Source organism: Nocardioides sp. NPDC087217 (assembly GCF_044744805.1).
In the GTDB taxonomy this organism is placed as follows: domain Bacteria; phylum Actinomycetota; class Actinomycetes; order Propionibacteriales; family Nocardioidaceae; genus Nocardioides.
In genome coordinates this window covers 987,553-1,013,358 of record NZ_JBIUZB010000001.1, presented here as the reverse complement: position 1 = coordinate 1,013,358, position 25,806 = coordinate 987,553, and the positions used below count along the sequence as shown (strand labels likewise).

The 25,806-nt window shown below is 68.2% G+C and carries 30 protein-coding genes; 17 read left to right on the top strand and 13 right to left on the bottom strand.

Annotated elements, in window-relative coordinates; genetic code table 11:
• Window positions 1-197: 197 nt before the first annotated feature.
• Window positions 198-1,040: a hypothetical protein gene (locus tag ACIO3S_RS05030; protein ID WP_400460199.1), complete on the top strand. Its 843-nt coding sequence runs from the start codon at window positions 198-200 to the stop codon at window positions 1,038-1,040.
• Window positions 1,041-1,244: 204 nt separating this feature from the next.
• Here the strand turns inward: ACIO3S_RS05030 and ACIO3S_RS05025 are convergent, their stop codons facing one another.
• Window positions 1,245-1,919: a helix-turn-helix domain-containing protein gene (locus ACIO3S_RS05025; RefSeq protein WP_400460197.1), complete on the bottom strand. Its 675-nt coding sequence runs from the start codon at window positions 1,917-1,919 to the stop codon at window positions 1,245-1,247.
• A 188-nt stretch (window positions 1,920-2,107) separates the two neighbouring features.
• Between ACIO3S_RS05025 and ACIO3S_RS05020 the strand changes: the two genes are divergently transcribed.
• From ACIO3S_RS05020 to ACIO3S_RS05005, 4 genes are all read left to right on the top strand, one after another.
• Window positions 2,108-2,986, top strand: coding sequence for a DUF5919 domain-containing protein (locus ACIO3S_RS05020; protein ID WP_400460195.1), 879 nt, complete (start codon window positions 2,108-2,110; stop codon window positions 2,984-2,986).
• Window positions 2,986-3,759 carry an inositol monophosphatase family protein gene (locus tag ACIO3S_RS05015; RefSeq protein WP_400460193.1) on the top strand — a complete coding sequence of 258 codons (774 nt, stop codon included), beginning with the start codon at window positions 2,986-2,988 and terminating at the stop codon, window positions 3,757-3,759. The genes ACIO3S_RS05020 and ACIO3S_RS05015 overlap by 1 nt, the downstream gene beginning before the upstream one ends.
• A 144-nt stretch (window positions 3,760-3,903) precedes the next feature.
• On the top strand, window positions 3,904-6,297 hold the full coding sequence (locus tag ACIO3S_RS05010; RefSeq protein WP_400460191.1) for a DNA/RNA non-specific endonuclease: 2,394 nt from the start codon (window positions 3,904-3,906) through the stop codon (window positions 6,295-6,297).
• The gene (locus ACIO3S_RS05005; RefSeq protein WP_400460189.1) at window positions 6,248-6,715 is read left to right on the top strand and encodes an agglutinin cell wall attachment protein; all 468 of its coding nucleotides are present in this window, start codon (window positions 6,248-6,250) and stop codon (window positions 6,713-6,715) included. Before ACIO3S_RS05010 ends, ACIO3S_RS05005 begins: the two co-directional genes overlap by 50 nt.
• A gap of 6 nt (window positions 6,716-6,721) precedes the next feature.
• Here ACIO3S_RS05005 and ACIO3S_RS05000 read toward each other — a convergent pair whose 3' ends face one another.
• A complete protein-coding gene (locus tag ACIO3S_RS05000; protein WP_400460187.1) occupies window positions 6,722-7,078 on the bottom strand; it encodes a hypothetical protein in 357 nt (118 codons plus the stop codon).
• A 91-nt stretch (window positions 7,079-7,169) separates the two neighbouring features.
• Window positions 7,170-8,090, bottom strand: a complete 921-nt coding sequence (locus ACIO3S_RS04995; RefSeq protein WP_400460185.1) for an AraC family transcriptional regulator — start codon at window positions 8,088-8,090, stop codon at window positions 7,170-7,172.
• Between the two features lie 53 nt (window positions 8,091-8,143).
• Between ACIO3S_RS04995 and ACIO3S_RS04990 the strand changes: the two genes are divergently transcribed.
• The 8 genes from ACIO3S_RS04990 (at window position 8,144) to ACIO3S_RS04955 (ending at window position 15,816) form a co-directional block, all read left to right on the top strand.
• On the top strand, window positions 8,144-8,839 hold the full coding sequence (locus ACIO3S_RS04990) for a class I SAM-dependent methyltransferase (protein ID WP_400460183.1): 696 nt from the start codon (window positions 8,144-8,146) through the stop codon (window positions 8,837-8,839).
• 48 nt (window positions 8,840-8,887) lie between these two features.
• Window positions 8,888-10,645 (top strand): DUF429 domain-containing protein, encoded by a 1,758-nt coding sequence (locus ACIO3S_RS04985; protein ID WP_400460181.1) that lies wholly within the window; start codon window positions 8,888-8,890, stop codon window positions 10,643-10,645.
• A gap of 119 nt (window positions 10,646-10,764) precedes the next feature.
• Window positions 10,765-12,303: a molybdopterin-dependent oxidoreductase gene (locus tag ACIO3S_RS04980; RefSeq protein ID WP_400460179.1), complete on the top strand. Its 1,539-nt coding sequence runs from the start codon at window positions 10,765-10,767 to the stop codon at window positions 12,301-12,303.
• An 82-nt stretch (window positions 12,304-12,385) separates the two neighbouring features.
• Window positions 12,386-13,027, top strand: a complete 642-nt coding sequence (locus ACIO3S_RS04975; protein ID WP_400460177.1) for a fasciclin domain-containing protein — start codon at window positions 12,386-12,388, stop codon at window positions 13,025-13,027.
• Window positions 13,028-13,064: 37 nt separating this feature from the next.
• Window positions 13,065-13,664 (top strand): ECF RNA polymerase sigma factor SigK, encoded by a 600-nt coding sequence (sigK, locus tag ACIO3S_RS04970; protein WP_400460175.1) that lies wholly within the window; start codon window positions 13,065-13,067, stop codon window positions 13,662-13,664.
• A complete protein-coding gene (locus ACIO3S_RS04965) occupies window positions 13,661-14,416 on the top strand; it encodes an anti-sigma factor domain-containing protein (RefSeq protein WP_400460173.1) in 756 nt (251 codons plus the stop codon). The genes sigK and ACIO3S_RS04965 overlap by 4 nt, the downstream gene beginning before the upstream one ends.
• Window positions 14,417-14,542: 126 nt before the next feature.
• Window positions 14,543-14,677 carry a hypothetical protein gene (locus ACIO3S_RS04960; RefSeq protein WP_400460171.1) on the top strand — a complete coding sequence of 45 codons (135 nt, stop codon included), beginning with the start codon at window positions 14,543-14,545 and terminating at the stop codon, window positions 14,675-14,677.
• The gene (locus tag ACIO3S_RS04955; RefSeq protein WP_400460169.1) at window positions 14,677-15,816 is read left to right on the top strand and encodes a N(5)-(carboxyethyl)ornithine synthase; all 1,140 of its coding nucleotides are present in this window, start codon (window positions 14,677-14,679) and stop codon (window positions 15,814-15,816) included. Before ACIO3S_RS04960 ends, ACIO3S_RS04955 begins: the two co-directional genes overlap by 1 nt.
• Window positions 15,817-15,823: 7 nt before the next feature.
• On the opposite strand, the gene ACIO3S_RS04950 is transcribed toward ACIO3S_RS04955, so the two are convergent.
• Window positions 15,824-16,600 carry an NPP1 family protein gene (locus ACIO3S_RS04950; protein WP_400460167.1) on the bottom strand — a complete coding sequence of 259 codons (777 nt, stop codon included), beginning with the start codon at window positions 16,598-16,600 and terminating at the stop codon, window positions 15,824-15,826.
• Between the two features lie 124 nt (window positions 16,601-16,724).
• Between ACIO3S_RS04950 and ACIO3S_RS04945 the strand changes: the two genes are divergently transcribed.
• Window positions 16,725-17,171, top strand: coding sequence for a TY-Chap domain-containing protein (locus tag ACIO3S_RS04945; RefSeq protein ID WP_400460164.1), 447 nt, complete (start codon window positions 16,725-16,727; stop codon window positions 17,169-17,171).
• Here the strand turns inward: ACIO3S_RS04945 and ACIO3S_RS04940 are convergent.
• The 9 genes from ACIO3S_RS04940 to ACIO3S_RS04900 form a co-directional block, all read right to left on the bottom strand.
• On the bottom strand, window positions 17,165-17,611 hold the full coding sequence (locus ACIO3S_RS04940) for a hypothetical protein (RefSeq protein WP_400460162.1): 447 nt from the start codon (window positions 17,609-17,611) through the stop codon (window positions 17,165-17,167). The genes ACIO3S_RS04945 and ACIO3S_RS04940 overlap by 7 nt on opposite strands.
• Entirely contained in the window at window positions 17,608-18,030 is a 423-nt protein-coding gene (locus tag ACIO3S_RS04935) for a hypothetical protein (RefSeq protein WP_400460160.1), read from the bottom strand. Before ACIO3S_RS04935 ends, ACIO3S_RS04940 begins: the two co-directional genes overlap by 4 nt.
• A gap of 2 nt (window positions 18,031-18,032) precedes the next feature.
• The gene (locus ACIO3S_RS04930) at window positions 18,033-18,392 is read right to left on the bottom strand and encodes a hypothetical protein (protein WP_160025412.1); all 360 of its coding nucleotides are present in this window, start codon (window positions 18,390-18,392) and stop codon (window positions 18,033-18,035) included.
• 7 nt (window positions 18,393-18,399) lie between these two features.
• Window positions 18,400-19,602 (bottom strand): hypothetical protein, encoded by a 1,203-nt coding sequence (locus tag ACIO3S_RS04925; RefSeq protein ID WP_350716524.1) that lies wholly within the window; start codon window positions 19,600-19,602, stop codon window positions 18,400-18,402.
• On the bottom strand, window positions 19,602-19,904 hold the full coding sequence (locus tag ACIO3S_RS04920; RefSeq protein WP_400460158.1) for a hypothetical protein: 303 nt from the start codon (window positions 19,902-19,904) through the stop codon (window positions 19,602-19,604). Before ACIO3S_RS04920 ends, ACIO3S_RS04925 begins: the two co-directional genes overlap by 1 nt.
• Before the next feature lie 52 nt (window positions 19,905-19,956).
• Window positions 19,957-21,969: an MDR family MFS transporter gene (locus ACIO3S_RS04915; protein ID WP_400460155.1), complete on the bottom strand. Its 2,013-nt coding sequence runs from the start codon at window positions 21,967-21,969 to the stop codon at window positions 19,957-19,959.
• 73 nt (window positions 21,970-22,042) lie between these two features.
• A complete protein-coding gene (locus ACIO3S_RS04910; protein WP_400460152.1) occupies window positions 22,043-23,092 on the bottom strand; it encodes a hypothetical protein in 1,050 nt (349 codons plus the stop codon).
• A gap of 214 nt (window positions 23,093-23,306) precedes the next feature.
• Window positions 23,307-23,567, bottom strand: coding sequence for a metal-sensitive transcriptional regulator (locus tag ACIO3S_RS04905; RefSeq protein ID WP_091051628.1), 261 nt, complete (start codon window positions 23,565-23,567; stop codon window positions 23,307-23,309).
• Window positions 23,551-23,973: a DUF302 domain-containing protein gene (locus tag ACIO3S_RS04900; protein ID WP_400460150.1), complete on the bottom strand. Its 423-nt coding sequence runs from the start codon at window positions 23,971-23,973 to the stop codon at window positions 23,551-23,553. Before ACIO3S_RS04900 ends, ACIO3S_RS04905 begins: the two co-directional genes overlap by 17 nt.
• 129 nt (window positions 23,974-24,102) lie before the next feature.
• Here ACIO3S_RS04900 and ACIO3S_RS04895 point away from each other — a divergent pair, with 129 nt between their 5' ends.
• The 3 genes from ACIO3S_RS04895 (at window position 24,103) to ACIO3S_RS04885 (ending at window position 25,785) form a co-directional block, all read left to right on the top strand.
• On the top strand, window positions 24,103-24,492 hold the full coding sequence (locus tag ACIO3S_RS04895) for a carboxymuconolactone decarboxylase family protein (protein ID WP_400460149.1): 390 nt from the start codon (window positions 24,103-24,105) through the stop codon (window positions 24,490-24,492).
• 35 nt (window positions 24,493-24,527) lie between these two features.
• Window positions 24,528-24,698: a hypothetical protein gene (locus ACIO3S_RS04890; protein ID WP_400460146.1), complete on the top strand. Its 171-nt coding sequence runs from the start codon at window positions 24,528-24,530 to the stop codon at window positions 24,696-24,698.
• A gap of 88 nt (window positions 24,699-24,786) precedes the next feature.
• A complete protein-coding gene (locus tag ACIO3S_RS04885) occupies window positions 24,787-25,785 on the top strand; it encodes a hypothetical protein (RefSeq protein ID WP_400460143.1) in 999 nt (332 codons plus the stop codon).
• Window positions 25,786-25,806: the final 21 nt, after the last annotated feature.

The following is a 25,806-nucleotide window of genomic DNA, read 5'->3' as shown; positions in this document are numbered from 1 at the left end:
GGGAGGGGAGCTGATGTTCGAACACGGCAGCCCTGGCGTGTCCAGTTCCGTTGATCACTCCCGCTGACTCAAGCCGTCCTGCGGCGCTGGTGCACGAGCACGTAGCCCGAAGCCCAGGCCCACCTCAGGGTCGACCTGGCCCTTGGCTCTGATGACTTCCATGGCCTTAGACGACCTGGCGTGCCATCGTTGGGGACGTGGCGGCCAACCGGAAGGTGATCCATGGCGACGATCTCATCTATCGGTTCCTGCGAGACCTGTTCGCTAACGATCCCGACCGCCGGTTCGGGGCAGTTGCACGTTCGCTGATTGCCGCAACAGCGATCTGGTTCCCGGTCGATCTGTACGCCACCTTGCCGGTGCTCACTCCATTCGTAGCCCGGGACAGTTCTGCCCGCGGAGGAAAGGGCAAGCCTGACGAGTGGTCAAGCCCCGATTCGCAGGGATACTTGCGAGATGACAACTCCATGATCAAGGGGCTTCCCCGTTCGCTAGACATCCACGCGCCTGCTCAACCCCACCTCAACGGACGCCGGATGGGAACTGAGTTCGTCGCGGCGCATGTTTGGAGAGTCACTGCGGATGGTGGCCCACTGGCGAGCCGACGACCTCTGCTCAACTCCTTCGTGCCAAATCTTGTCTGGGTCCCGAGCCAGATCGCCAAGCTCACAGACCTCGAGGGCCAAGTCGTCCAACGCACGCTTCAGGGGATGTCGTGGCTGCTGTACCACGATGTAGACGTGCACCCTTCGATGACGGACGTTGCGAAAGAGGCATGGGCTCTGCTCCCTCCTCCTGATCTCACGTACATGGACGACATCACCTCCGTCGATTGGAACTTCTTCATCCACACCGACCGCTTCCTCACGACTCGATTCCATCGAATTGACCTGGTCCGCGCAGCCGTTACGGAGGTACTCCAGGGCATCACCCTGAGCACTAAGGTCATCTCGACTCGCTACACCGAAGGACTCCCAGGTGTGGATCATGAAGCGCTTGGCAATCTACGGACGTTTCTGGATCGCTTCAGCCGCGCCTGACCTCACATCACACCTGGGCGGCGTCGGTGCGGCGAGCCTGAGGCTCGCTGTCCCGGATGCCTCATGCAATCGCCCAACCGACCCGTCGCCCGCTGCCGCAGCCGACCACGCCACCCCCCGCGCTATCCTGGCTCAACTTCTCGCGCCCTGTTTGCAGCCGCCGACCCACCACCACCGTGATAGGCCGGCAACCGGTTCTTGGGATCATGCCTCTAAAGACCCGATCAGGTCCGCCGCCCGTGCAGCCGCCTCATCGATTCGCGATTGGTCAGTCAGACAGACCCGAAGACATGACGCGGCTACGATCGCCTCGATCGCCGGCGTGATCCGGTGCCCGTGCGAACGCATGCCGATGACGACCTCGACCAACTGGAGCAACAGCGCGCCGAGGAGGTCGCGGTCAGGAGTCATCGCTACTGCTCGACCGTCCGTGATCTGCATTCCCAGACGCGCATACGCGTCTCGGAGCTCATTGCGTGCAGAGCCGAACGGTCCGAACACATCCTTGCGCTGCACCTCTGGCAGCCGGCTCAGCACGCCTGCGTTGCGCGGCGCTGCGGCAAGCGTGCGTACGTCCAGCACGACCAGCACGTGCAACAGGACCTCCGGCCCCGCGCCGGTCTCAGCAGCCAGCGCCTCGATCCGCTCGATCCTGTCGAGCGTGGGCCGGATCGATCGCTGGAGCAGTTCGCCCAGAATCTCCTCCTTGTTGGCGAAGTGGAAGTAGAGCGACGCTTGCCGGATCCCTACCGCCTCGGCGATCTCTCTGGTTGAAGTCGCCGCGAAGCCCCGTTCCACGAACAGGCCTGCTGCGACGTCGAGGATCTCCTCACGCGGCTCGATCAGCGACGGCCGCCCTCGGGCAGCCTGAGGCAGCACGCGAGGGCGCCCTGCCCGGCGAGCGACCAACGCTCCGCGTTGGATGGTTGCCCCCTCGGCGCCCCTCATCGTGGAGCACCGAGAATGACGTGGCGTTTAGTCATGACTTCACGCTAAGCGGGGGTTTGTCTCGTGTTAGTCTCAATTCGTCTCATATTGGTCCGGTTTCGGTCTCATGGAGTCTCATCGTGCCTACGGAAGCGGCTCGCTCAGTGCAGGTTGATCAGCCAACGACGGTGCTCAAGGCGTTGCTGGAGCGGACTCATAGCGCGCAGTACGCGGTCTTCGTGCGCGACTACAACCGCCATGCTCGGACCGCCTCTCCAGAGATGAAGGCTCCAAGCCGGGCAACGTTCTACCGCTGGCTCAACGGTGACCTCGGCACCCGTCCCCACCCGGGACACCGCAGGGTGCTGGCGAGCATGTTCCCCGGTTGGGAGGTCGCAGAACTCACCCAGACGTGGGAACCAGGGATGCCACTGGTGCGCGAGCGCAGCGACCGCCCGACACCGGCGACCGTGGGTGATCTGGCTGGAGTCACTCACGTCTTCCAGAACCGGCCGGCGTTCCTCCGTGAGTTCTCCACGAGCCGACTCTTCGACGCCGCCACAGAGGTTGACGGGTTAGGGCTCTCCCACAATCTGCTGTGCCAGCAGTACTCCGACGGCGACCTTGCCGACCTGCTCACTCGTGCCCACGTACGTCTGCTGTTCCTGGATCCCGACGGTGAGGCGATCCAAGTCCGCAACACTGAGGAGGGCCACGCCAAGGGCCATCTGTCGGAGTGGACCCGAGTGAACCTCCAGGTCATCGCCAAGCACCGAGCCAGCCTGCCACCCGAGGCAGCCGACCGCGTCCGGGTCAGGCTCTATGACGAGACCGTCCGCTTCCAGGTGATGCTCGTTGATGGCAATCTCGGGATTGTTCAGCCCTACCTGCCCCGCGGGCGCGGACTCGACAGCCCGACCTTCGTGATGCAGCCCCTGATCGGCACTCCATCGCTCTACTCCACCTACCGCCAGATCTTCGACGACGTCTGGGCCCGAGGAAGCGAGATACCCGCCTGATGTCCGACCTGGACAAGTACCTCACTGCCGCCCACGAGGCCGTCGACGTTGCCGACGCAATCCTGCGGGCGAGCAGGGACCACGCCGTCGCTTTCAAGGGCGACCGGGACCCGGTCACGGAGACCGACCTTGCCATCGAACGGGCCATGCGCGACTGTCTCCGCCGAACGACGCCCGAGGCGGGGTTCCTGGGCGAAGAGACCGGCGGCAGCACCGATGGCCTCGCTTGGGTTCTCGACCCGATCGACGGCACCGCAAACTTCACCCACGGCGTCCCGCTGACCGCGGTCAGCCTCGCCCTCCTCGACCACGGCGAACCAGTCGTCGGCCTCATCGCAGTCCAGGCGGAAGGCATCCGGTACGCCGCGATACGCGGACAAGGCGCTACCCGAGGCGAAGACCCCATCAGTGCCAGCGCCTGCGCCGAACTGCAATCGGCCATCGTTGCCATGGGTGACTACGCGACCGGCCCCAACGCCGACGCCCGCAACCAGGTCCGCCTCGGCATCACGGCCGTTCTCGCCGCCCGCGCTCAACGCGTGCGTATGCTCGGCAGCGCCGCCATCGACCTCGCCTGGGTCGCTGCGGGCAAACTCGACGCCTCGGTGATGCTCTCCAACAAGCCCTGGGACACCGCTGCCGGTGTTCTCCTCGCCCGCGAGGCTGGCGCACGAGTCACCGACCTCGACGGTCAAGACCACGACCTGACCTCGACCGCCACGATCGCCGCCGCGCCCGGGGTCATTGACCAGCTTCTGACCCTGTTGAGCTAAGACGGCCGGGCCTGACTGCACGAAGATTCTTTGCTTGATTCGGTTTAGATGTCGGTGGTCGCGGGTAGAACACTTCACGTGAAGGCTGCTCGGGCGGCATCGAGGGATCGGGGAGGCAGGCGGGCGTTTGGCCGGCTGCTGGCCTTGGCAACCCTTCTGCTCACGCTGCTGACCGCGGTTCCGGCTGCGGCGATCGACGTACCGTTCGACCCGTTGCCGATCCCTGGCGAGGACGCGTGCAACAACCTCGATGCGCCGATTCCGGCATCACCTCATGGGTTCGGATCGTTCGTCGTCGAGCTCGATGTCGATCGCGCGGGGCGGTCGGCAGATCCGTTCGCCGCCGATCACCCAGCATCGATCGAATCGGTCTACGGGACATCACCGCAATGGTTCACCTACGACAACGGTTGCACCGGGCAGTTCATCGCCGACGCCGGCACGGCGCTCAGCAACATCCTGCTCGAGCTTTCCGGCCTGCTGCCGAACTGGTCGCATGCTCTGCTCCACTCGGTGCTCTCCCCCAGCTCATGGCTGATCGCACTCGAAGAACCCGTCGTGGATGCCACTACCGCGACCGCACAGGGAGTGTGGTCGCCATGGCTGCCGATCGTCCTGCTTCTCGTCGCCGTGATCATCATCTTGCGGTCACGAGCCGGCCGATTCGCCGGGTCGGCTACCGCAGCAGCCTGGGCGCTTCTCGTACTCGGCCTCTCGTCCTGGTTGATGAACTACCCGTTGGAGGCGGTTCACCTCGTCGACGACGGTGTGCGCGGCGCGACCGAGCTGATCGCCACATCGTTCAACGACGACAAGGCCCTCCCGGAGGACGCCAAGGACCTCGGCGACGAGTCGGCGGTGGTCGCGGTGGACGTCCAGTTCGACCACATCGTCCGAACCACGCAGTACCGCACCTGGGCCACGGGAGTCTTCGGCAATCCAGACTCGGCGACCGCCAAGGAGTACGGGCCGAAGGTCTTCGCCGCTACGCACTTCTCCTGGGAGGAGTACGAGACCTACCGCGACGATCCTGATGGCGCCGGCGCAAAGATCGTCGAGAAGAAGGCCGATGACTTCAAGACGTACGCCGAGCAGATCAAAGAGACCGACGCGCTCGCGTACGACCACTTCAAGGGCGGCCACTGGTCACAGCGAGTCACCACTTCGCTCGTGAACCTCGCCATGATCCTGGCGACCTGCGGTTTCCTGCTCCTCGCCGCTCTCGCCACGCTGCTCGCGTACGCGCTGATTCGGCTCATTGTTCCCTTCTCCCCGGCGCTGGGTGTGCTGTTCATGATCGATCGCACCCGCGACGCGGCAGTCGCGATGCTCAAGCGTGTCGCCGGGCCACTGGTGATGGGCCCCGTCTGCTTCCTCGTGGGACTTCTGCTGCTGCGGTTCTTCGCCGCCATCCTTGCCACCGACGCCATCTGGTTCGTCCTCAAGCTCGGCCTCATCGGCGTCCTGACGTACGTCGCTTGGAAGCTGGTCCGCCCGCAGGCCTACACCGTTGGCCCCATCCTGAGTCGCGCGTTCGCGCCGCTCAGGACGGCGTTGTCGGCTCGAATGGGTGCCGCGCATGGCACAGCACGCCGCCCTGTGGGCAGTGCCGAGGCAGCGTCCACGTTCGCAGGTGCGCAGTCGGCCAGCTTCGCTCTCCCTTACCTGCCGCCGCCCGGCGCGACCTGGACCGATCCTGATGCTGCCAACTTCGTGCCGTACGTTCCAACGCCGAAGGCACTGGAAGCATCGCCGTCGGCCACGCCGACCGAGAGAGAGCCGCAGTACGGCTGGCCGATCGGGCCGCACCCATTGGTTCGAGCCACTGAGAAGTACCCACCACCGCGTGTGAGCCGAACCCTCACAACCAATCCCCTAGGACCCCGAACTCGATTCCCGCCGAGAGGGCTTGCCCTAGAGCCGAACACTGCGTACGAGGTGCCCGGTCGGGGCATCTACTACACCAACGACGCAGCAGAGCTCACCCACGTCGAAACGGCCTTTGGGACGAAGGGCAACCTGAACTGGGATCTCAACTATCCGGCCCCGAATGTCACCTACGTCGTCAGCGACCGATTCCGCTACGACACCGACGACGAGACCCGGACGGTGAAGGCAAACGACGTCCAGGCGGCCCGCGGGGATGCACCACGGTCGGAGTCGATCCAGGCCGCAGTCGGAAACGCAGCGGGCGACGGGTACGACGGCGGTCACCTGCATCAGAACGCCCATGCAGGAGGAGCGGAGAGGATCAATATCGTCGCCATGCTCGAAGAGTTGAACCGATCCGGGTCGCAGGAATTCGGTTCGATCCCGAACAGCTTCTACGCGTTCGAGGCGAGGCTGCGTGGGCTTGTCAACCAAGGGCGTAACGTGAGCGTCGACCTCAAAATCGAGTACCAGCGCAACAGCCCCAGCCGGACGCCACGCCGGATCCGGGCCGACTACACCATCGACGGGGTCCACCAGCCGGAGGAGTATTTCAGGAATGTCCGAAGCCAGCGAAGCCGGGACTCCAGCGATGATCCGCCAAGGTGAGCTGATCAGCGAGATCGCAGCGCTGGCGGCCCAGGCGGTTCCCGGTGAGTGGTCAAGCTTGGTCTACGCCCCTCGAGTTCTCACGATGTACGCCGAGATCGAACTGCTTGCTCATCGGCCAGACGGCACGGTCGAACGCGTCCCGGGACCCGATGCACTCGATGCGATCGAGGAGCTTCGCGACGTCATGTATCGGCCCGGTGCCGGAACGTGGTTCTCATCGCAGTGGACTGTCACCAACAACGATGGTCAGTGGTCCACAGAGGTCGAGTTCAACTACGACGCCGAGCCCGAGTGGAGCAGGCCCGTCGACCCGGGACTCTACGGGCTCGATCTGGAGGATTTCCCACGCCGCGATGACCTCATCCCCAACTGGCTCACTGCAAGGCTGGAGGAGGCCCGCGCTCGCGCAAAGTGAGCGCTGTCAGCGCTCATAGGAGAGCGTGATCGGCCTGGTAGAAGTCACGGCCACGCCGGGAAGCTGGGCGAAGGCGGCACAGACGAAGGATGAGCGCTTCACATTGAGGTCGTCGTGGGCGACGAGTTCCTTGTTCGTGAGCACACCCCGGACAGTTAGACGTTCCCAAGCCTTCGTCAGCATCTCGGCGGGAACACGCTCGGGATCGACACCACGGCCTCTCGAGCGCTCGGTCTCCACGTAGATCCCCTCAGGCGCGATCCTGATGATCCAGTTTGGTCGCTGCGAACCGAGCGTATAGATCGCCTCGCCGAGTGGGAGATGGTCGGAGAGGAGCTGGCGTAGGCCGTCGTCGAGCGACATGCGATGAGCATCCCATGCATCGGCCTGGCTTGCAGACGCTCACGGAGCATCCTCGCCCCGACTCAGGAGCCAAGGTCGACCATCACGGTGCTCATGCCTCCCGACGCCAGCGGTCGGGGGTGGTGCCGTAGCGGGTTTTGAAGCGGCGTACTAGGTAGCCGGGGTCGGTGAGGCCGGTGCGGGTGGAGATGACCGACAAGGGCAGGTCGGTCTCGCGGAGGAGGCGGCGGGCTTCGGTGAGGCGGCGCTCGGTGAGCCAGTCGAGGAGGGTGCGGCCGGTGCGTTGGCGGACGACCGTGGTGAGGTGGCCGGGGGTGTAGCCCAGGGTGCGGGCGAGATCGCCGGTGGAGACCTTGGTGGCGTACGTCCTCTCGATCTCGTCGAAGACCCGGCTGACCAGCGGGTCCGGGGCGATAGGAGCACTGGGAGCGAGACGCGCGGACGCGACGAGGAGCCGGGTGAGGATGGCGGTGACGGTGTCGTGGGAGCCGAGGCGTTCGGGGTGGCGTAGCTCGTCGTCGAGCTCGGTGAGCCAGGCCTGCCAGCGCGGGCGCTCGACCTCGGGGACGACGCCACGGCGACCGTCGGCGGCAAACAACGCAAGCAGCGGGTGGTGGGCCCAGGTGAGCGGAGAGATGGAGGCCAGCGACGGGATGGCGTCGGGGGTGAACGCCACCGACCAGGCTCGGGCGTGGGTGAGCTCGGCGATCGACTCGGCGGCCACGACCTCGCCGGGAGCCACCGCGTGGACCTCGCCGTCGCGCAGCTCCACCTGCTTCCCGTCGAGACCGACGGCGCCGCCGCCGCGCTCGACGTAGGCCAGCACCCAGAAGTCGTGGGCGTGCCGGTTGTCGGGCGGCAGGTGCTCGCCCTCGCAGTCGGGGTCGAGGGGGACGACCCTGACCGGAGGTACGCCGGGGCGCTGGTCCCAGCGGTAGACAGGGGTGCCGTCGGCGCGCACGGTGCGCACCCGGCGCGCGTCGACCGACGCCGGATCCGAAGAACGTCCCATGGCGACCGACTTCCCTCCCACCGCTGATCCGCAAGATGTCCCATCGTGGATGTATGACCACCATACAGATCATCGACGGCCGCGCCGAGAGCGATCGGGGCCGCGAATTCCTTCCCGGCATGGGCCGCACCTGGCTCCTCCCCCTCTACGACCTCTTCACCCGGTTCGCCCACGTCCGCGCGCTCCATGAGCGGACGGTCGAGCTCGCCCGCATCGAGCCCGGCCAGAGCGTCCTCGACGTCGGCTGCGGCACCGCCAACCTCTCCTTCGCGGTGCTCAGGTCCGTCCCCGGGGCCGTCGTCACCGGGCACGACCCGGACGCCGGCGCATTGCGGATCGCCGCCCGGAAGGCGGGTCGGCGAGGCGTACGTCTCTCGCTGGTGCAGGGGTACGCCGACCGGTTGCTGCCCGAGGACGGCAGCGTCGACCACGTCGTCTCCTCGCTCGCGCTGCACCACGTCGACGACGCCGGGCGCGAGGGGTTCGCACGGGAGGCCCACCGGGTGCTCCGGCCCGGCGGGCGGGTGACCATCGTCGACTTCGGCGCCCCCGACCACGGACACGGTGGCCACGGAAAGGGACACGGCCACGAGGGCCACCGGCACCGCGGGATGAACGTCCACACCGAGCGGAACCTCGACGGCGGGATCGTCACCCTGCTGAGCGGCGCCGGGTTCACCGACGCCCGCGAGATCGACCACATCGAGCATCGGTTCGGGCCGATCACGATCGTCCAGGCGACTCGCTGACGAGCTCGGGGGTTAGACCCGCGCCTCACGGACGGGCAGTCTTGCCCCATGTACTTCCTCGGAGTCGACCTCGCCTGGGGCGTGCGCAGGCCCACCGGCGTGGCCGTCCTGGACGAGGATGGCCGTCTCGTGCACGTCAGCGCCGCCAAGACCGACGACGAGATCGTCGCGGCCATGGAGCCGTACGTCGGCGACGACTGCCTGGTCGCGTTCGATGCTCCCCTGATCGTCAACAACCCCACCGGGAACCGTCCGGCCGAGGCGGCGCTCAACAAGGACTTCGCGCGCTTCGACGCCGGCGCGCATCCCTCCAACACCAGCAAGCCGGAGTTCAGCGAGCAGCCTCGAGGCGCCCGGATCGCGGCCCGGCTCGGGCTCGACATGAACCCCCGGTCCGGCCGGCGGCGCCGGGCGATCGAGGTCTACCCCCACCCCGCGACGGTGGCACTCTTCCGCCTGGGCCGGACACTCAAGTACAAGCACAAGTCGGGGCGTGACATCGACCAACTGCGCGCCGAGCTGATCACGTTGCTCGGCCTGCTCGAGGGGCTCGCCAGTGCCGACCCGCCGCTGCTGCTCGACAACCCGTCCTGGCACGCCCTGCGAACCGCCGCCGAGAGTGCCGTACGCAAGAGCGAGCTGCGCGCTGTCGAGGACCAGGTCGACGCGGTGCTGGCCGCCTACATCGGCCTCTTCGCGACCCGCGCACCGGACCGCACCACCACCTACGGAGACTTCGCCACCGGCTACATCGTCACCCCGACGCTGCCCGACGACCTCCGCCCGACACCCCGCGGACGAGCCGGGTCGAGGATCCACGACACCGCGACCGCGGTCCGTGAGTACGCCGCGATCCAGCCGATCCTGCAAGAGGCGGCCGACCAGTACGTACAGCTGGTGACCTCGATCCTCGACGACGCGGGCATCAACTACCTGACCGTGACCTCGCGCGCGAAGTCCGTCGCGTCGTTCGCCGCCAAGGCGGCTCGTACCGTCGACGGACGGCAGGTCTTCACCGACCCGCTCCGCCAGATCACCGACCAGATCGGGCTGCGGGTGATCACCTACGTCCACAGTGACGTCCAGGCCGTCGCCGACCTCCTCGACGACCAGGTCGTGGTCCACGACGACCGCGACATGGGCGAGGAGACCGCGAGCGAGGGCCGGTTCGGGTACGCCAGCCGCCATCTGCTGGTCAGCCTCGACCCCGCGCGCGAGGGCCAGGCGGCGTACGAGCTGTTGCGGGGCCGCCAGGCGCAGATCCAGATCCGCACCGTGCTGCAGCACGCCTGGGCCGAGTTCGAGCACGACATCCGCTACAAGGGCACCATCCCCAGAGAGCACAGACCCGACTTCGACCGACGGTTCACGCTCGCGGCCGGCCTGCTCGAGCTCGCCGACCGCGAGTTCTCCACGATCAGGGATCGGCTGCGGGAGGGCGGGACCGCCGCCAGCACGGAGTCTCCCGACGACGACCCGCGGATCAGTCCCCGCGAGCTGGCGGCCTTCTTGGCCGGGCAGTACGCCGACGCCGGCTGGTCACGCACCGACCACTACGGGTGGATCTCCGGGGTCATCCTCGAGCTCGGCATCACCTCCCTGAGCGAGCTCGGCGACGCGCTGCGCTCGGTCGACGAGGAGACCCTCATGGCGCGGATGGACTACCGCTATCCGCCGGGGGCGGTGCGGCGGCTCGATGACGCCCTGCTCTGGGTCTACGGCGACGCCTACGTCGAGCTGCGTGCCAATGCGCACCGGGAGCAGGGCCTGCGTGCCAGGCTCGCCAAGATGCGCGACACGGACTGACTCGATCGCCCGTGTAACACGCTGTTCGTAGGACTATCCGGTCGTTCTGATAGGGCGAGTAGTCCTACGAACAGCGTGTTACAGGAAATCCGCTCCGTCTCCGGGCGCGAACCACCCCCATGAGACGTCTGGATCGTCACACCCTCGCCCATGCCGCCGCCGGTGTGCTCGCCGGAGCGGTCGGAATGTCCGTCGCGCACCTCACGGCCGCGCTGCTCACGCCGGCCTCCTCCCCCGCGCTCGCGGTCAGCACCGCGGTCATCGACGCGACACCCACTCCCGTCAAGGAATGGGCGGTGCGCGAGCTCGGCAGCGCGGACAAGCCGATCCTGATCGGCAGCGTGCTGCTGGTCACGATCGCGTTCGCCGCCGTGATCGGCGTGATCGCCCGCAGACGTCTGTGGCTCGGCGTCGGCCTGATGGCGGGCCTGGTCCTGCTCGCCGGAGCCGCCGTGGTCCGCCAGCCGCTCTTCGAGATCGCCAACCTCGTGCCTACGCTGGTGGCGCTCGTCCTCGGACCAGGCGTGCTGGTGCTGCTGACCCGCGCCCTGACCGCCGAGCGCACCCCGGCCCGCCGGCAGGATGCCCCAGACGAAGGCGCGGCCACCCGCCGCAGCGTCCTGATCGGGTTCGGGGCCCTCGCCCTGCTCTCCGCCGCGGCCGCGACCGGCGGGCAGATGATCGTGCGCGGCCGTACGGCGCTCGCCGACATCATGCTGCCGCGGGTCCGCAAGCCGTTGCCGGCGCTCCCGGCAGGGCTGGAGGAGACCCACCAGGGGATCTCCCGGTTCATCACCCGCAACCGCGACTTCTACCGGGTCGACACCAAGCTGGCCGTCCCGATCGTCGACCAGAACAGCTGGTCGCTGACCATCGACGGTGACGTCGACCGCGAGCTCACCTTCAGCTACGACGACCTGCGCGCGCGGGAGAACGTCGAGTACGACATCACCCTGGCCTGCGTCTCCAACGAGGTCGGCGGCAAGCTCGTCGGCGCGGCGCGCTGGACCGGCGTACCTCTCAAGGAGCTGCTCGAGGAGGCTGGAGTCGGCAAGAACGCCGACCAGATCCTCTCGACCGACGTCGAGGGCTTCACGATCAGCACCCCGCTCGAGGCCGCGATGGACGGCCGTAACGCGATGGTCGCCCTCGGCATGAACGGCGAGGTCCTCCCCCGCACCCACGGCTTCCCGGCCAGGCTGGTGGTGCCCGGCCTCTACGGGTACGTCGGCGCCACCAAGTGGGTCACCAAGCTCACCCTGACCCGCTATGACGAGGCGACGGCCTACTGGACCGACCGCGACTGGGCCATCGATGCCCCGATCAAGCTCTCCAGCCGGATCGACACGCCCCGGCCGCTGAGCAACATCGAAGGCGGCCGCACAGTGATCGGCGGCGTCGCCTGGGCCCAGCACCACGGCGTTGCCACGGTCGACGTACGCATCGACGGCGGCCGCTGGCAGCCGGCCGAGCTCGGTCCGGACGCCGGGATCGACTACTGGCGCCAGTGGTTCATGCCGTGGGACGCCGAGCCCGGGAGCCGCCAGCTGGCCGTCCGGGTCACCGATCGCGACGGCAACGTGCAGAGCGCTGAGCGAACCACCCCCTTCCCCGACGGGTCCAGCGGGATCCAGGAAATCGTCGTCACCGTCACCTGAGAACAAATTGGCGAAATCCGATTCGGCGACCGCGCCGAAGCCCTCATGACAGCAAGAGACCAACCCTCGAAAGGCTCTCCCAATGAAGCTCAACACGATCACCCGCACCGGCAGCGTCGCCGCGTCCATGGCGCTCCTGCTGGGTCTCGGTCTCTCGGCATGTGGCTCCGAGGACACCGCTTCCGGCAGCGAAGGCGGGTCCAGCACCTCCGAGTCGACCGAGGCCGCTCCTGAGGAGGACATGGAGGCCGGTGCGCAGACCTTCGGTGAGGGCTGCAAGCTGATCCCCGCCGACGGCGCCGGCTCGTTCAACGGCATGTCGACCGCTCCGGTCGCCTCCGCGGCGAGCGCCAACCCGCTCCTCAAGACGCTCGTCTCGGCCGTCGGCCAGGCCGAGCTCGTCGACACCCTCAACAGCGCCGACGCGCTGACCGTCTTCGCCCCGACCGACGACGCCTTCGCGAAGATCCCGAAGGCCGACCTGGACGCCGTGCTGGCGGACAAGGAGACGCTGACCAAGGTCCTCACCCACCACGTGGTGGCCGGGCAGCTCGGCCCGGACGAGGTCGCTGGTGAGCACGAGACCCTGGCCGGCGACATGATCACCGTCGAGGGCTCGGACGAGGAGTTCACCGTGGGCAAGGAGAACGCCAAGGTGCTGTGCGGCAACATCCCGACCGCCAACGCCACGGTGTACGTCGTCGACACCGTCCTGATGCCCTGATCGGGACATCGGACCGGATCTCCGCGAGGATCGACACATGAGACCGCTCAGCTCAGTTCCCTCCGGCGACTCGTCGCCGGAGGGAACCGGGTCCCCGGGGCTTGCCGAGCTCCTCCGTCGCGTCGCCCGAGGCGATGAGACCGCCTTCGCCGCCCTCTACGACGCGACCTCCGCCCGTGTGCACGGACTGGTGCTGCGGGTGGTCCGAGACTCGGCTCAGGCGGAGGAGGTCACCCAGGAGACGTACCTCCAGGTGTGGCGCACCGCCAGCCGGTACGACGAGAACCTGGGCAGCGCCCATTCGTGGCTGCTGACGCTGGCCCATCGTCGTGCGGTCGACCGGGTCCGATCCGCGGAGTCCGCCGGCCGCAACGACACGGCCTACCACGGGACCACCCAGACCCCACCACATGACACGACGGCCGAGGCCGTGGAGACCTCCTTGGAGGCTCGCCGCGTCCACGCCGCCCTCGAAACCTTGACGGCGGTCCAACGGGAGGCGCTACAACTGGCGTACTTCGGCGGTTACACCCACACTGAGGTCGCCGCCATGCTGGACCTGCCGATAGGCACTGCAAAGACCCGTATCCGGGACGGACTGATCCGGTTGCGCGACGCGATGGGAGTGAGCCGATGAACGCGCAAGACATTCACGCCCTCTCCGGCGCATACGCGGTGGACGCCCTCGACGACCTCGAGCGCATTCGCTTCGAGGAGCATCTCGCCGCCTGCGCGGACTGCCGCGACGAGGTGGCCAGCCTGCGCGACAGCGCCTGGATGCTCGGCAGCCTGACCGACACCGCACCTCCGCCTGAGCTGCGCGACCGTCTGCTCGCCGGGATCAAGGAGATCCGGCCGCTTCCGCCCGAGACCACACCGAAGCACAGGGCCGTCGAGGCTCCTGAGCCCTCGGACGAGTCGTCCGGCCGTCGCCGGTTCGGGTGGCGTACGTTCGCCGCCGCGGCCGCGGTGCTGGCCGTCGTCGGCAGCGGGACGGTCGCCGCGGTCGAGCTGATCCGCGAGGACTCCAGCCAGACCATGTCGACCGCGGAACGGGTGCTGAACGCGAAGGACGCGACGACCGTGGCCGTCGACCTGCCCGGCGACGCCCGGGCCCGCGTGGTCCGCTCGGTCTCGGAGAACAGGGCGGTGCTGGTCACCTCCGACATGCCGGCCGCGCCGGCAGGCAAGGTCTACGAGCTCTGGCTCCAGCACGACGAGGTCATGGTCCCCGCCGGCCTGATGCCCGCCGGCAGCGACCAGACCGTCGTCCTCGAGGGCGACGCCGGGGACGCGAGTGCGGCTGGGATCACCGTCGAGCCCGAGGGAGGCTCCGACGAACCGACCTCGGCCCCGATCGCGCTCTTCGACTTCTCGCAGGCCACCTGACCTGCGAGAAGTGGAGGCCGGCCGGCTCAGGCGCACGGGGCGAGGGAAACTCCGGCCGGCTTCCGACCACTAGGGGCGTACTGTCACAGGATGGAGCCATTCAGGCTTCCCATCAGAGAGATCCCCATGAGCGACAAGTCGCCGCGGCAGAAGATGTCCAAGAAGTCCGGGAAATCCATCAAGGCGAAGCGCGCCGAGAAGCGCAGCTCGGGGTCCCCGGAGACCCTCGCCGACAAGATCCACCCGCCGAAGAAGAAATGATGCATCTGGGGCTCGGGGTCATCGGCTCGTCGGCCAAGGAGAACGAGCACCGGCTGCCGCTCCACCCCGAGCACATCCCGCACCTGGACCCTGACATCCGGTCCAGGATCACGCTCGAGGACGGCTATGGCGCCCGGTTCGGGGTCAGCGACGAGACTCTCGGGAAGTACGTCGCAGGGTTCGCGTCACGCGAGCAGATCTTGGCCGACTCCGACGTCGTGCTGCTCCCCAAGCCGCAGCTCGAGGACGTCGAGGCGCTGAGCCCCGGGCAGACGCTCTGGGGCTGGCCGCACTGCGTACAGGACCCCGAGCTGACCCAGATCGCCATCGACCGGCGCCTGACCCTGATCGCCTTCGAGGCGATGAACCACTGGACCAGCGACGGTGCGGTCGGGCTGCACGTGTTCCACAAGAACAACGAGCTGGCCGGCTACTGCTCGGTCCTCCAAGCGCTCGAGCTGGCCGGGTTGACAGGTGACTACGGTCGCCGCTTGAGCGCGGTGGTGATCGGGTTCGGGGCCACCGCACGTGGCGCCGTGACCGCCCTCAACGCGCACGGCGTGCACGAGGTCGCGGTGCTCACCAACCGAGAGGTGGCCGCGGTCGGCTCACCGATCCACTCAGTGCGGATCCGGCAGTTCGACCACGAGCCGGACGGCAAGCACCTCAGCCACGTGATCACCGAGCGGGGGCGCGAGCCGCTGGCGCCGTACCTCGCCGAGAACGACATCATCGTCAACTGCACCCTGCAGGACACGGCCAACCCGCTGATCTACCTCGAGGAGGAGGACCTGTCCGCGTTCCGCCGCGGCAGCGTCATCGTCGACGTCTCCTGCGATCTGGGCATGGGCTTCGCCTGGGCCCGGCCCACGACCTTCGACGACCCGGCCTTCCTGGTCGGCGACAACGTCCTCTACTACGCGGTCGACCACAGTCCGTCGTACCTGTGGAACTCGGCGACCTGGGAGAACAGCAACGCGTTGATCCCGTTCCTGCGCCCGGTACTCGAGGGACCGACCGCGTGGGACGCCGTCGAGACGCTGCGCCGAGCGATCGAGATCCGCGACGGCCGCGTGCTCAACCCCGCCATCCTCGCCTTCCAGGGGCGCGCGACGGAGGCGCCTCACGCTCTGGTGTGACTGTGGGTCAGGCGTACGGATCCAGAGTGACCGCCGCCGGCTTCCCGCCCGCGAGCGCGTTGCCGAAGCGCGCGTCGGTGAGCTTGAAGGTGGCGGCGCCGAAGTCGGCTGCGACGAGGCGGTCACGGATGCCGGCGGGGTAGTTGTCCCAGCCGACCAGGCCCTTGACCTGCCAGACGCCCTCGTGGTTCTCGGGCGGCTCGTCTCCACCGCCGGTCTTGGGGAAGCGGAAGCAGTGGGTGCTGCCGCCGTCCTTGTGATAGACGGCCTTGGGGTGCGTACCGCCCTCGAACTGCAGCTCCGACTCGGGCTTGATCTGGTAGCCGGAGTGCTGTGAGACGGACATGAACCGCGCGTGACCGTCCTGCACCCACACGATGATGTGCTCCCAGTCGTGCCGGTGGCCGGCCGAGCCGGGGCCCCAGGAGACCTGGTCCTTCTCGAAGTAGTAGCCGTAGAGGTACGCACACCAGCCGTTGTTGCACTTCGAGCGGGAGTAGACGTTGGTGTTCTGCAGGTCGGAGAGGTCGCGGCACTGGCCGTTGACCGTGCCGCCCATCGCCAGGCCGCCGTTGAGCGTGCCGTCCGGGCCGATCGCCGGGGTGCTGTAACAGCCGTCGGTGTCGAAGTCGAGGGCCGGCTGCCAGGTGCGGTCGCCCTCCGGGGCCGAGGCTGGCAGCGCCGGCGGCGGGGCGGCCCAGGCGGCCGCGGGAACGAGGGAGAGGAGTGCGGCGAGCGGGAGCGCGAGGGCGAGCTTGCGCGTGAGTCGTTTCCCGAGAGTCATGTGGGGTCCCTTGATCGTGGGGGGAAGGGGGTGCTCAGATGCAACCAGTGCCACGATCGCGTGACAACCCCTGGTGTGTGAACGCGCCGGTAACGCTGCTCGCCGGCCCTGGTTGGATGGACCGGTGGACGCAACGCAGTGGCAGGAACGGATCACCGCCGAGCTCGCCGGCCTCGGGCAGCAGGAGTTCGTGATCATCGCTGAGCCCTCGCCGCCGGCGCCGGAACCGACGGGCATCTTCGCCCGGCTCAGGTCGAAGGCCTCACGGTCGGCCCCGCCGTCTCGCTGGGGCCAGGTGCTGTGCGTGGACTCGGTCCTCTACGCAGAGTTCGCGGGTACGCAGCACGTCGGCGGCACCTGGGAGGCCTCCGCCGAGCAGCACGAGGCGCTTCGCGCGGCCGGCTGGCTCACCCCCGACGAGACCGACCCGATCGCCCCGGCGCCGGGGGTGCCGCACTACTGGCGCACCGTTCCTCAGGCCGAGGCAGCGCTCGTCGCCGGGCTCCTCGTCGATGCCTTCGGCATCCTCGGCGCCGACTTCGCGACGCTCACTCTCCGCCGGGATCAGTAGTCGCCGAGCTGCTGGCAGAGCATCCGGTAGAAGCCGGTGTTGGTCATCGGGGTGAGCCTGTTCTCCAGCGCGAGATGCAGGCCGTCGGGGCCGTTGATGCCGGCGAGCTGCCACGGGCCGACCGTGATCGACCAGGCGGTGCGGGCACCGAGCTCCGTCAGGATCACCTCGCGAGCGTCCTGGTCCTCGCCCAACAGCTCGGCCAACCGGGAAGTCGGGAACGGGCGCACCGACCCGGCCGCGCCCTTGACCGGGCGGATCTTCAGCGTGCGCACCAGGCTCGGGACCAGGTGACCTCGCGGGAGGTCGAGGGGCTGCGTACGCGTGCCGTCGACGCCGAGCTCGAGGTGGATGCCCGCGGGGTCGACAGCGGCGCGGTGCTCGAGGCGTCCGCCCGGGCCGGCAAGGACCCAGACGACCTCCGTCGCGGCGGCGCTCATGCCGGGCTCCAGGTCATGGCGGCGGCGTCGATCTGGGCGGCCCAGGTCGCATAGTCGCTGGTCGGCAAGGTGGCGGTCAGGGTGTGACCGACTCCGTCGATCGCCACGAACCACTGCTCCATGGTCAGCGCGGAGCCGCCCGGCCCGTCGTACATCGCCAGCCGCCGCCCTGCCTCCTGCCCGGCGATCGTTAGGCGCTCGAGGTCGATCGGCGTGTAGCCCGGCATCATCTCGGTGAACGCCATCTCGGAGCCGACCTGCCAGTCGCGGAACCCCAGATCGCCGTTGGTCTGGGCGGTCACCGTGAGGTTGGCGCGGAAGGTCCCGCTCGCGGGCGCGAGCGCCAGAAAACGTACGCCCTCGGGTGGCTCGACGCTCTCCCAGCCTTCCGGGAGCGTCATCGTCGTCTGATCGGACATGGTCACTTCTTTCCTGCGGTGCGCTTCTTCTTCGGGCGCGACTCGCGATACCACTTCGGCTTGATGAACGACGGGGTGGGCACGATGACCAGCAGCGGATAGACGAGGCAGGTGAGCAGGAAGAGCCCACCGATGATCGTCCATGCCGCGGTCTGCTCCGGCACCAGCCCGAACGCCGTCGAGCCGGTGATGGCCAGCGCGGAGATGCAGGGCAGATGGATGAGTACGACGTCCTCGCCCACGCCGCCCCGGTTCCACGCGGTCGCCCAAGAACGGGCACGAGCCGAAAGCCCGAGATGCTGCCAGATGCTGACCCCGGCGCCGATGACGCCGGCGACGAGGATGAGTGCGGCCCAGATCATTGCGGTCCTAGTCCCAGAAGGTGATGGCGTCGCCGACATCGGAGGCTACCTCGCCGGCGCCCTCCGCGAAGTCGCTGACCCCGTCGACCACGGCCTCACCGAGCTCGCCGGCCTCGTCGACCACGAAGTCGGCGGCCTTGCCGGCCAGCCCGGAGCCGATCGCACCACCGATCACGCCACCGACGACACCGCCGATCACCGTGCCCGGTCCCGGGAAGATGCTGCCGATCGCGGCACCGGCTTGAGCGCCCGCCCAGGCTCCACCCGCAGCGCCCGCGGTCGTGATCGCGGAGGTGCTCACCGTGCGACTCACCCGCTCCGTCGTCGACAGCGACGGGTCATCGGCGTCCTTCTGCCACTGCTCCCACGCCGAGGTGCCGGCCGTGACCACCCAGCCCGCCCGGGTCGCCCACTTGCCCGCGGTCAGCCACTTGCCGCGTACGGCTGCCTTGTTGGCCTTCGCGTGCCAGTTCTTGTCGCTGAGCACCTTCGCGGCGCGCTCCAGCTTCGTCAGGCTCGACGGGCTGGCGAACCGGCCGTTCACCCGCGGCTGGAACGTGCCGTAACGGCTCTTCACCATCCAGTCGACGCCGGCACCGGCCCCCAGACCGGCCAGCCCCAGAGCGTACGCACCGATCTGCATGCCGTCGGAGAAGTCCTTCGGCAGCAGGCCCAGGTCCTCGAGGCGGTCCTCGATCCAGCCGTCGCCGGTCGACTTCGAGATCGCCTTGCCGAGGTCCTCGTGGGCGTTGTCCTCGTCCTTGCGAGCCGTCTCGACCCGGCTGACCAGGTCGTTCCACTTCTCGACCTTGGTGTTGTGGGCGTTGACGTCGCCCTCGGAGGCGTCCTCGCCCGGGTCGGTCGGCGGCGAGATCATGGTGCCGCTGACCGTGAGCCCAGCGCCGCTGGCTTCGGTGCGGATCGTCGACATCTTGGTCTCGACCGCCTTGAGGTCGCCCGAGAAGGTCGAGAGACCCTTGCCCATGGCCTCGATGCGCGACTCGAGCTGGCGCAGGTCGCTCTTGCGCTTCTCCGCCTTGGACTCGAACGCGGCGCCCGCCTGGCCCTTCCAGGAACCGGCGGTCTTGATCGCCTTGCCGAGATCGTCGAGCGCGTCACCGACCGCGTCCTTGGCGGTCGTACACGCATCCGCCGCGGTCTGCGCCGCCGACGCGTCGCCGTAGACCTTCGTGTCCATCGCCTCAGGCATCAGTTGCCCCTCACCCTCTGCTCGTGACGCCGGCCCGCGTCGCCGGCCGCGTCATCGGTCGTGGTCGCGTGGTCGAGAGCGTTCTGTACGCCGTCGCTGAGTGACCCGAGGCCTTCTGCCATCCCGCCGACGGCCGCCGCCAGCGACGCCAGCGCGGTCGCGACCTCCGAGGACGACTCGCCCACGTCAGGTGTCTTCTGCAGCGGCTTGGCCTGCTTGAAGAGGTCGCCGCCGGCGGTGTCGAGCGTGCTCTTGATGGACCTGAGATCGTCGGGATTGACGTGCATGTCGTCGTCACTCATGCCTTCGTCCTACCCGCTTTCGCCGATTTCAAACAGGACGAAAGTAAAAGCCCTATATGGCCGCCTCGGCCGGGCTCCGCACGTCCTGCTCGCCCTCGACGATCCTGCGGGAGAGCGCGGCGAGCGCCTCATCGAGCTTGGCGTCGTCGGCACCCCAGTCGGCGAGCTCGGTGACCAGCCATTGCTTGAACGCAGCGACCAGCTTGGCGAGCTCCTCCTTGCCCGCCTCTGTCAGGGCGTACGCCGTCTCGTCACCGTGGAGGTAGCCCTGCGCCGCAGCGGAGGCGAACGCCGGCGCCAGCACCGCGCCGGGCATCCCGAGGCGGTGGCCGATCGCGACCAGCGAGGTCTCGCCGCCGACCCACTCGCGGATCCCGATCTGGCGTACGCACCAAGCGGTCGCCGCGTCGAGGTCGACCGCCGACTCCCGGAGCATGGTGAAGGTCTCCGGCGGTTGCCGGCGGACGAGCTGGGCGACGGCGGCATCGAGGCGCATCGCGCTGTCGGCGGAGTTGGGCATCGCGAAGCCGTCGCCGGTGTCGGTCGCGGCTGCCCTCGAGGTGCCGCGAAGGGGCACCTCCTTGAGGAAGAGCGCGACCAGGAACGCGAGTCCGGCGACAGGGACCGCGGCGAGGAAGACGACCTGCAGCGTCGCCGCGTAGGCGCCGATGATCGGCGCGCTCTGGGCGTCGGGCAGCGTGTGCAGCAGGGCGGGTGTTGCGACGTCGTTCGGGGAGACTCCGGCCGTGGCGAGGGCGGCGGGGAGCCGGTCGGCGAGCTGGTTGGCGTAGACGGTGCCCATGATCGAGGCGCCGAACGAGCTGCCCATCGTCCGGAAGAACGTCACGCCCGAGGTCGCGACGCCGAGGTCCTCGTAGGCCGCGGTGTTCTGCACGATGATCGTCAGGATCTGCATGCTCAGGCCGACACCCATGCCCATGATCAGCAGATACAGCGACATCATCAGCGTGCTCGTGTCGGCGTCCATGGTCGAGAGCAGATAGAGCCCCAGCGACATGATCAGCGCACCGGCGACCGGGAAGATCTTGTAGCGACCCGTCCGGCCCACGATCGAACCCGCCACTGTCGATGTCACCAGCAGACCGATGACCATCGGCAGGGTGCGGATCCCGGACGACGTCGCGGAGACGCCATGGACGTACTGCATGTAGGTAGGCAGGTAGGTCATCGCGCCGAGCATCGCGAAGCCGACGATGAACGAGAGCACGACGCTGACCGTGAACACCCGGTCCCGGAACAGCCGCAACGGCAGGATCGGAGAGACCGCCCGCGACTCGACCCAGACGAAGATCGCGAAGGCGACGGCCGAGCCGACGAACAGACCGATGATGGTCGCCGATCCCCAGGGGTACTCGGTCCCGCCCCAGCTGACGGCCAGCGTCAGCATCGAGGCGCCGAGGCCGACGAAGAGGATGCCGAGGTAGTCGATCGAGGGTCGCTTGCCGCGGGCGATCTGCGGCAGCGTCACGCTGGCGATCGCAATCACGGCGATGCCGAGCGGCAGGTTGATGTAGAACGCCCAGCGCCAGGAGAGGTGGTCGGTGAAGAGACCGCCGAGGAGCGGACCGAGGACGGTGGTGGCACCGAAGACCGCGCCGAGTGCGCCCTGGTACTTCCCGCGATCTCGCAGCGGGATGATGTCGCCGATCAGAGCCGTCGCGGTCACCATCAGGCCACCGGCGCCGATGCCCTGCACGGCGCGGGCGCCGATCAGCCAGGCCATGTCGGTCGCGAACCCGCACGCGGCGGAGGCGAGGATGAAGAGCCCGGCAGAGACCTGCAGCATCAGCTTGCGACCGAAGAGGTCGCCGAACTTGCCGGCGAGCACGGTCGCCACCGTCTCGGCCAGGAGGTAGGACGACACCACCCAGGACAGGTGTCCGGCACCTCCGACGTCGGCCACGATCGTCGGCAGCGCTGTCGACACGATCGTCTGGTCGAGCGCCGCGAGCAGCATGCCGAGGAGCACGGTGCCGAAGATGAGATTGATCCGGCGCCGGCTCAGCTGAGGCTCGGTGTCCGACGTCGCCTGCGGTGCTGCCATTGCGACCCCCACGGTCTCGACTGGAATCAAACTAAGCCAAACTCCAGGTCGGAGCGGGAGGCCTCGCGGAGTGTCAGGCAGCCTCCTCGTGGTGGTCGGCCAGGTCGCGGATCAGGCTCGCGGCCGGCTCGTGGACGAACTCTGCGAACCCGCCGAGCGCGGCGAGACCATCGAGCGGCACGCCCGCACCGAGCGCAGTGATCGTCTCCGGTCGCATCAGCCACGCGGCCAGACAGGCGGGATAGTCGGCCGGATGGTTGAACAGCTCGTCGAGCTCGACCAACCCATCGTCGTCGGGATTCCTGAACGCATGTAGACCAGCGTCCATGGCGAGGTTGACCAGTCCGTACGGAATGTCGGTGAGCAAGCCGTAGTCGCGCAGCCCGCGGTGGGTCCAGATCTCCCCCGGCTCGTGACCCGGCCTGCCGGTCCGGTCACGCAGCGCGTCGATCCACCGCTCCGGCTCATCCGCGACGGCGTACGCCACCTCCTCAGGCACCCGCAGCGGCGCGGTCTCGAACATCAGGCCATCGTCGATCGGCACGATCCGGCCGATCACGCACTCGCCGTCGTCGACGAGCAGTCCGGCACCGATGTTGATCGTGGTCAGCTGCTCGCCGGTCCTCGGATCCGCCCAGAGCAGGTGTCGCGGCTCGCGTCCCAGCAGCCGTAGGCCACGCATCGGTGCCCGCACCCATTCCCAGATACTGTCGGCACCGGCGATCAGGTCGCCGGACGCGTTGTGACGCAAGAACGCCTCGAGTCCGCCGAGCTCGTAGAGGAAGGTCTGCCGGTAGACCCAGTCGCGATCCAAGATCTGGATCCGGTCGTCCTCCCGGTCACGTCCGGGGTCGGGGCCGCCACGGACGTCCAGCGCGACACGGATCGCCTTCGACATCCGCCACTGGTTGCGCGCGTTGGTGCTCTGCATCGCCTGTGCGACGATCCATCGCGAATGCGCCCACCTCGGCATGAGCGCCTCGAGCAGCTGCAGCTGTTCCAGCCGCTCGAGGCGCGACGGATGCCAGAACTGCTCCTTGTCGAGCTGATCGCTGGTCGTGTGGATGATCTCCAGGGCCGACTTCACATCCCCGCGGGCCTCGGCGTCGTTCACCGCGAACATCGCCGGCCAATAGGGACTGTCGATGACCTTCTCCGCGAACGACCGCCGCCGCGGATCCGCGGGCCTGTTCGGTGGACGAGGTGACTTCTCACGCTTCTTTCGTTTGGGCATGACCCCAGCAGACCTCGGATCCCGAGGCCCCGCCAGCGCCTATCACCTGCCTGTGGATAACCCCGTCCCGGAGCTCGCCTGTGGACAGTGATCGGCCCGCCGATCAGGCAAGAGCGAGGAAGAGCTTCTCCATCTTCTTGGTGTCGACACTGTCGCGCCCACCCTCGGCGAGGCACTTCTCCAGCCCGGTGGCGACCAGCGCATAACCGCCTCGGCTGACCGCCTTGTTGACCGCCGCGAGCTGGGTCAGGGCGTCTTCACACTCCGAGCCCTCCTCGAGCATCCGGATCACGGACGCGAGGTGTCCGTTGGCCTTCTTGAGTCGGGTGATGATGGCCTTGATCTCGTCAGGCTCGAGCTGCATGGTCGTCCTTCTTCGCTTCCGTGAGTGCTTCCAACATGCCAGTGAGGCGCTGGCGCGCGTCCGCCGCGACCTCGGCGACGCCGGCGTCCGAGCTGAACGAGGTCATCGCGACCGGATCGAAGATCTCCACCCGGGTCTCCTCCCCCTCGGCCGCCACCACGACGTTGCACGGCAGCATCGTCGCGATCCGCGGGTCGGCCTCGAGCGCGCGATGTGCGAGCTGGGGCATGCAGGCTCCGAGAATCACCTGCTGCGGGATGTCGACACCGAGCTTGGCGTGCAGGGTGGCGGCCAGGTCGATCTCGGTGAGGACGCCGAATCCGGCGTCGCCGAGGAGGTCTCGCACGCGCGCCAAGGTCTCCGCGTACGACGCGGGGATGGTGGCGCTCAGAGTGAAGCTGGTCATCGGTTCTCCTTCGTCTTCAGTGATTCTATAACCCCCCGGGGGGTTATGCTACCGTCGTCAACGTAACCCCCCGGGGGGTTATGCCCGCCGAGGAGAGACAGTCCCTCGACCACGCCGAAAGGAGCCATCATGTCCACCACGACCGACCACAGCTCACCTCACGGCAAGAGCGTCCTGCGTGACCTGGGGCCGCTCCACCAGGAGCTACGCCGCGCCATCCCCGACGTCTACAAGGGCTGGGGCGGGCTCTCCAAGGCGGCCTTCGCCGACGGTGCGCTCGACCGCAAGACGAAGGAGCTGATCGCCTTCGCGATCGGCGTGGTCGAAGGCTGCGACGGCTGCATCGCCTCTCACGGCCAGGCCGCCGCCCGCGCCGGCGCGAGCCCCCAGGAGGCAGCCGAAGCGATCGGCGTCACCTTCCTCATGCACGGCGGCCCCGCCACCATCCACGGCGCGCGAGCCTTCGACGCGTTCTGCGAGTTCGTCGACGCCCTCGACGCCGGCGAACCTCCCGCCTGAGCCCCGACCAGAACCACAGAAGCAGGAACCGAACCATGTGTCGCCCCGTCCGCTGCAAGAAGTGCAAGAAGACCACCTGGGCCGGCTGCGGCCGCCACGTCTCCGACATCAAGGCCTCCGTACCCGCCGGCCAGTGGTGTCCCGGCCACACCGCCGACCCCAACGACCCCAACGGCACCTGGCTGAGCCGCATCCTCGGCCGCTGACCGCTCGGCATCGACGGAGCACGCGAAACTGTCGGCGCCTGCACCTATCGTTCCGAGCGACGCTCATCGTGGCCGGAAGGGGGCAGAGGTGACGGCTATTGCAGATCTTGAGCTCTCCGCCCGCGAGTTGGCCGCGCGGCGAGCCTGGGCCGAGCGTGAGCTGGAGCTTCAGGATGGCGTGGCGAGCCGCGCTCAGCTCGCCTTCGGTGGATACACGCCGAACGACATCCGTCGGGCGATCAGACGCCGCGAGATGCAGCTGGTCCATCGCGGCGTCTACGTGACCCACACCGGCCCCCTCACCTGGCGCCAGCGCGCCTGGGCGGCGGTGCTCTACGCAGAGCCCGCAGCATTGTGCGGACCGACCGTCCTCGAGCCGATTCGCACGGACGACGCCGACGGCCCCATCCACGTCGCCATCGACCACAGCCGCCGCCTCGTCGCGCCCCCAGGCGTCGTAGTCCACCGCGTCGTCGGGCTGGCCCGCCAGATGTTCGCCGGCCAGCGCCCGCCGCGGCTCAAGCTCGAAGACAACGCCCTCCTCCGAGCTCGCGAGGCAACCTCCGAGATCGAGGTCATCGGCCTGCTCACCGACATCATCGGCCGCCGTGGAGTGACGACCGATGCCGTACGCACAGCCCTGAAGCGCCACCCACGTCTCCCCCGTCGCGGCTTCATCACCGGTCTGCTCGCCGACGTGGAGGCGGGCACCTGCTCGGTCCTCGAGCACGGCTACCTCACCCGCGTCGAACGCGCCCACGGGCTCCCCACGGGCACCCGCCAGAGCAAGAGACTGACTCCGACGGGCAACGAGTTTCGCGACGTCGAATACGAGGCGTACGGCCTCGTCGTGGAGCTCGACGGCCGCCTCAACCACGAGTCCTGGAGAGCTCAGGGCCGCGACACCGACCGCGACCTCGACGACCTGGCGCTGGGCGGCAGGCTCACCGCCCGCCTTCGCTGGCACCAAGTGTTCGAGACTCAGTGCCGAACGGCCGCAAGAGTCACGCAACTACTGCACCAGCGCGGCTGGACGGAGGACCCGACGAGGTGCGGAGACGATTGCACCCTGGAGAACTGGAGGTGACGTGGGAGTCCCGATGTCACC

Bases quoted from the DNA above. Each gene is read 5' to 3' on its own strand.
- ACIO3S_RS05015 (WP_400460193.1), top strand. From the start codon at position 2,986: ATGTCCGACCTGGACAAGTACCTCACTGCCGCCCACGAGGCCGTCGAC.
- ACIO3S_RS05005 (WP_400460189.1), top strand. From the start codon at position 6,248: ATGTCCGAAGCCAGCGAAGCCGGGACTCCAGCGATGATCCGCCAAGGT.
- ACIO3S_RS05000 (WP_400460187.1), bottom strand. From the start codon at position 7,078: ATGTCGCTCGACGACGGCCTACGCCAGCTCCTCTCCGACCATCTCCCA.
- ACIO3S_RS04995 (WP_400460185.1), bottom strand. From the start codon at position 8,090: ATGGGACGTTCTTCGGATCCGGCGTCGGTCGACGCGCGCCGGGTGCGC.
- ACIO3S_RS04990 (WP_400460183.1), top strand. From the start codon at position 8,144: ATGACCACCATACAGATCATCGACGGCCGCGCCGAGAGCGATCGGGGC.
- ACIO3S_RS04985 (WP_400460181.1), top strand. From the start codon at position 8,888: ATGTACTTCCTCGGAGTCGACCTCGCCTGGGGCGTGCGCAGGCCCACC.
- ACIO3S_RS04980 (WP_400460179.1), top strand. From the start codon at position 10,765: ATGAGACGTCTGGATCGTCACACCCTCGCCCATGCCGCCGCCGGTGTG.
- ACIO3S_RS04975 (WP_400460177.1), top strand. From the start codon at position 12,386: ATGAAGCTCAACACGATCACCCGCACCGGCAGCGTCGCCGCGTCCATG.
- sigK (WP_400460175.1), top strand. From the start codon at position 13,065: ATGAGACCGCTCAGCTCAGTTCCCTCCGGCGACTCGTCGCCGGAGGGA.
- ACIO3S_RS04965 (WP_400460173.1), top strand. From the start codon at position 13,661: ATGAACGCGCAAGACATTCACGCCCTCTCCGGCGCATACGCGGTGGAC.
- ACIO3S_RS04960 (WP_400460171.1), top strand. From the start codon at position 14,543: ATGAGCGACAAGTCGCCGCGGCAGAAGATGTCCAAGAAGTCCGGGAAA.
- ACIO3S_RS04955 (WP_400460169.1), top strand. From the start codon at position 14,677: ATGCATCTGGGGCTCGGGGTCATCGGCTCGTCGGCCAAGGAGAACGAG.
- ACIO3S_RS04950 (WP_400460167.1), bottom strand. From the start codon at position 16,600: ATGACTCTCGGGAAACGACTCACGCGCAAGCTCGCCCTCGCGCTCCCG.
- ACIO3S_RS04940 (WP_400460162.1), bottom strand. From the start codon at position 17,611: ATGAGCGCCGCCGCGACGGAGGTCGTCTGGGTCCTTGCCGGCCCGGGC.
- ACIO3S_RS04935 (WP_400460160.1), bottom strand. From the start codon at position 18,030: ATGTCCGATCAGACGACGATGACGCTCCCGGAAGGCTGGGAGAGCGTC.
- ACIO3S_RS04930 (WP_160025412.1), bottom strand. From the start codon at position 18,392: ATGATCTGGGCCGCACTCATCCTCGTCGCCGGCGTCATCGGCGCCGGG.
- ACIO3S_RS04925 (WP_350716524.1), bottom strand. From the start codon at position 19,602: ATGCCTGAGGCGATGGACACGAAGGTCTACGGCGACGCGTCGGCGGCG.
- ACIO3S_RS04920 (WP_400460158.1), bottom strand. From the start codon at position 19,904: ATGAGTGACGACGACATGCACGTCAATCCCGACGATCTCAGGTCCATC.
- ACIO3S_RS04915 (WP_400460155.1), bottom strand. From the start codon at position 21,969: ATGGCAGCACCGCAGGCGACGTCGGACACCGAGCCTCAGCTGAGCCGG.
- ACIO3S_RS04910 (WP_400460152.1), bottom strand. From the start codon at position 23,092: ATGTTCGCGGTGAACGACGCCGAGGCCCGCGGGGATGTGAAGTCGGCC.
- ACIO3S_RS04905 (WP_091051628.1), bottom strand. From the start codon at position 23,567: ATGCAGCTCGAGCCTGACGAGATCAAGGCCATCATCACCCGACTCAAG.
- ACIO3S_RS04900 (WP_400460150.1), bottom strand. From the start codon at position 23,973: ATGACCAGCTTCACTCTGAGCGCCACCATCCCCGCGTCGTACGCGGAG.
- ACIO3S_RS04895 (WP_400460149.1), top strand. From the start codon at position 24,103: ATGTCCACCACGACCGACCACAGCTCACCTCACGGCAAGAGCGTCCTG.
- ACIO3S_RS04890 (WP_400460146.1), top strand. From the start codon at position 24,528: ATGTGTCGCCCCGTCCGCTGCAAGAAGTGCAAGAAGACCACCTGGGCC.